This is a genomic window from Thermococcus sp. (genome assembly GCF_027066465.1).
Taxonomy (GTDB): Archaea; Methanobacteriota_B; Thermococci; order Thermococcales; family Thermococcaceae; genus Thermococcus.
In genome coordinates, this window is sequence record NZ_JAMONU010000054.1 from 1 (window position 1) to 3,246 (window position 3,246).

Below are 3,246 nucleotides of genomic sequence, written 5' to 3' on the forward strand. Positions count from 1 at the left end.
TCCTTCATCCACAGCGCGTCCCCTGAGTAGGGGTTTACGGCAAGGGTTGGCTTTTTGGTCGCCAGTGCAACGCCGAGGGGATGGAAGTAGCCGGCCCCTATGAAGAGGACTCCATCCCCCTCGAGCCTCGCGCTCGAGAAGTTGCACCCGAGAACCTGACCGGGCCAGCTGACCCTCGAGTCCCCCCTTCCTATGAGAACCTCGAACCCGTTCTCCTCAAGAAAGGCCTTGGCTTCCCCAAGCCTGTGGATGTGCTGTGCAGTTGTTACGAGGATTATCCTTCTCCCGAGCTTTTTAATCTCCCCGAGGTTTTTCCTGAGGGCAGAAACGACGTCAACCTCGGCGAAGGCGGGCACGAAAACCGTTGGAACCTCAAGGTGGAGCCTCATGTAGCTGTGGCCGAGGTGAACCAGCGCATCGCAACCGAGGGCCTTTGCCTCGGCATCGGCCGGGTCGCAGGCCCCGTAGTTAATCTCCCCGTGGAGGATTGCCTCGAGGCCGTTTTCCTCAAGGAACCTCGCCAGCTCCTCGGCTTCCCGCCTAAGTCCCTCCGGTGACTGTATCAGAACGCAACGGGCATTGAGCGCCCTGAGTTTGTCCAGTATCTCCCCGTGGGGAATTTTATGCATACAACCACCTGTTGGTCTATTGAATTTTTCAAATTTAAACCCTACATGCACGTACTTGTTCTTTAACTCCCTACAAAGGTCATCAGAAAAGTTTATTAAGCATAAATGAGCTTATTAGCTCATTAGGATTTTCTTCAATATATCGGAGGTGCTGCAATTGAAGAGGTGGTATCCAATCGTGGTGCTGGTTGTGCTGGCCGCGGTTGTCAGCCCGGTGGCGGCGCTCGGAACGAGCGGTTCGTACTCGCACCCCTATCCAACGGGCCTCGAACCGGGAGATATAGTCATAGGCCACAACCCCCTAACCGACCTGATAATTCCCGGCTACTGGACGCACACCGGAATGATAGTTGGCTACGACTCCTCCGTCGGAGAATACGTCGTCATCGAGGCATGGGACAACCCGAGTGAAGTGAGGCTCGTTTACCTCTCCGACTTCCTGGCCAGGTACGACACCGTTGCAGTCCTCAGGGTGAACACCAGTGAGGACATAAAGCTCGGTGCCGTTGCCTTTGCACTCCAGCAGCTCGGAAAGCCCTACGACTGGGCCTGGTGGACAAAGGAAGTCTACGGGGACAGCTACTACTGTTCGGAGCTTGTATGGGCCTCCTATATGGCCGCCAGCAACGGAACGGTTGACCTGGACGCGAACCCGGGCTGGACCCTGACGTACCTCGACGGCGTCGCACCCCAGGAGATATACGACGACGGCTACACCTACGTCATCTACTACGACAGCACTTCTTGAATCCCTTTTTATTTCTCGTTGGTAAAGTTTAAATAGCCCTTCTTCTAGACAATACCTCGAAGTTCGAGGTATAGGGGTGATTGACATGATAGTCGTTACGACGGAAAAGGTTCCGGGCTACCGAGTTGTTGAAGTTAAGGGCCTTGCCAGGGGCGGCGTTGTTATGGCCACCCACCTCGGGAGGGACATAATAGCCGGCCTTAGAAACCTCGTTGGCGGAGAGGTGAAGGAGTACACCGAGATGATGGCTCAGGCGAGGGAGATAGCCCTCCAGAGGATGATTCAGAACGCGGAGGAGATGGGCGCCAACGCGGTAATCGGAATGCGCTTCATGACCTCGAACGTCGGCCAGAGGATGGCCGAAGTTTACGCCTTTGGAACCGCCGTGATAATCGAGCCAGAGTGATGGACATGAAGCGCCTCCTAGCATTTCTCGTTTTCCTGCTCCTCCTGGGCTACGTCTCGGCGCTGAGCCCACAGGATGCAATGATGGAGGCTTGGAAAACCGGCAACTACTCGGCGGTCGAGCCCTACCTGAGTTCGGCGATGAAACGGGCCTTCACGGAAAAAACATTCAAAGCTGTGAGGGACGAGATGATTGAGCTCTACGGACCCGTCAGGGGGTACACCCTCGAGAAGACCGAGGAGAAGGACGGCTACCAAATCTATTTCTACCGCGTTACAGCAGAGAAGGGGAGCTACACCGTCAGCGTAACCGTGAAGAACGGAAAGGTTGATGGATTCCATATAGTCCCCCGGTTCAATCCCAAAAACGCCATCTACCCGCTTCTCGGAGGTCTGCTCGGCCTTCTAATCATATGGATTTACCTCAGGAAGTTTCACGCGGGCGAGCTAATCCTCGGGGCGGTTCTGCTCGTTCCGGTTCTCATCTTCCAGCCCCCCGTTCAAAGTGCAATCGTCTTTCTCGGTGTCAGCGGGGCCCTCCCGAGGGTCCTCTGGACGGGCCTAATAGCGGCCCTCTTCCAGGAGCCGCTCAAGTACTACTTCTCCAGGGATAAAACCCTCGGAAAGGCGCTCTACATCGGAGCGGGCTTCGGAATCGGCGAGGCCGTCTACGCGGCAACGCTCTCGTCCCTCTTCGGTGGCTCGGTTCTGGTCCTCGTCGAGAGAACCCTCGCGCTGCTCTTCCACTCCTCAACGACGGTCCTCTTCGCCTATGCCTACCGGAACGGCTGGGGAAGGAAGGCGCTGCTCGCGATGGTGCTCGTCCACTGGCTTACCGACAGCTTGGCGGCCTACTGGCACGTGAATCCGTCGAACCTAGTCCTGTTGGCCGGTTACGGGGTTCTACTGCTGACCTCGCTGGTCGTTCTTCCAAAGCTCCTTCCCCTCGCGAAAGCAGAGAGGGAACAAACCGTTAGGTGGTGAACTTTTTAATTCCTTTTTCATTCCCACCCGTAAGGAGGCAACGAGGTGCTCGGCAACCCGAAGGAGAAGGCCCTCAAGAAGCTCAGGAAAGACCTGCGCTCGGGACTGTACTCCTACCTCGTGCTGTCCCTCCTTGAGAGGGAGGGAGAGCTTCACGGCTACGCGATAAGGAAAAAGCTCGGAGAGCTGAGCGATGGCAAGCTCGTCCCGAGCGAAGGTGCCCTCTATGACATCCTGAAGAGCCTGAAGAAGTACAAGCTCGTCGAGGACTTCTGGGTCGAGGTGAGCGGAAGGCCGAGGAAGTACTACCGCCTCACGGACCTCGGGAGGGAAGTTCTGCTTGAGCTGAGGGATGAAATCAGGACTATCGAGACTACCCTTGAGAGGCTGGAGGGGTTGGAATGAGCGAAAAGGTCTTCGAGGTGTTCGTGTCGCTCTTCCTGCTCGGAACAGGGCTGATGACCCTCGCCTTCCGGAACA

The 3,246-nt window shown here is 56.4% G+C and carries 5 protein-coding genes; 4 read left to right on the forward strand and 1 reads right to left on the reverse strand.

The window, feature by feature from the left end; genetic code table 11:
• A partial coding sequence (dph2, locus tag MVK46_RS02355) for a diphthamide biosynthesis enzyme Dph2 (RefSeq protein ID WP_297535002.1) occupies positions 1–629 on the reverse strand: 629 nt, incomplete at its 3' end.
• A 157-nt stretch (positions 630–786) separates the two neighbouring features.
• On the opposite strand from dph2, the gene MVK46_RS02360 reads away from it, so the two are divergent.
• The 4 genes from MVK46_RS02360 to MVK46_RS02375 all read left to right on the forward strand — a co-directional run bounded on the left by MVK46_RS02360 (position 787) and on the right by MVK46_RS02375 (position 3,171).
• Entirely contained in the window at positions 787–1,377 is a 591-nt protein-coding gene (locus tag MVK46_RS02360) for a YiiX/YebB-like N1pC/P60 family cysteine hydrolase (protein ID WP_297535003.1), read from the forward strand.
• Between the two features lie 85 nt (positions 1,378–1,462).
• Positions 1,463–1,783 carry a heavy metal-binding domain-containing protein gene (locus MVK46_RS02365; RefSeq protein ID WP_297535004.1) on the forward strand — a complete coding sequence of 107 codons (321 nt, stop codon included), beginning with the start codon at positions 1,463–1,465 and terminating at the stop codon, positions 1,781–1,783.
• On the forward strand, positions 1,783–2,766 hold the full coding sequence (locus MVK46_RS02370) for a DUF3887 domain-containing protein (RefSeq protein ID WP_297535006.1): 984 nt from the start codon (positions 1,783–1,785) through the stop codon (positions 2,764–2,766). Before MVK46_RS02365 ends, MVK46_RS02370 begins: the two co-directional genes overlap by 1 nt.
• Before the next feature lie 45 nt (positions 2,767–2,811).
• Positions 2,812–3,171, forward strand: coding sequence for a PadR family transcriptional regulator (locus tag MVK46_RS02375; protein ID WP_297535008.1), 360 nt, complete (start codon positions 2,812–2,814; stop codon positions 3,169–3,171).
• The last annotated feature ends 75 nt before the right edge of the window (positions 3,172–3,246 follow it).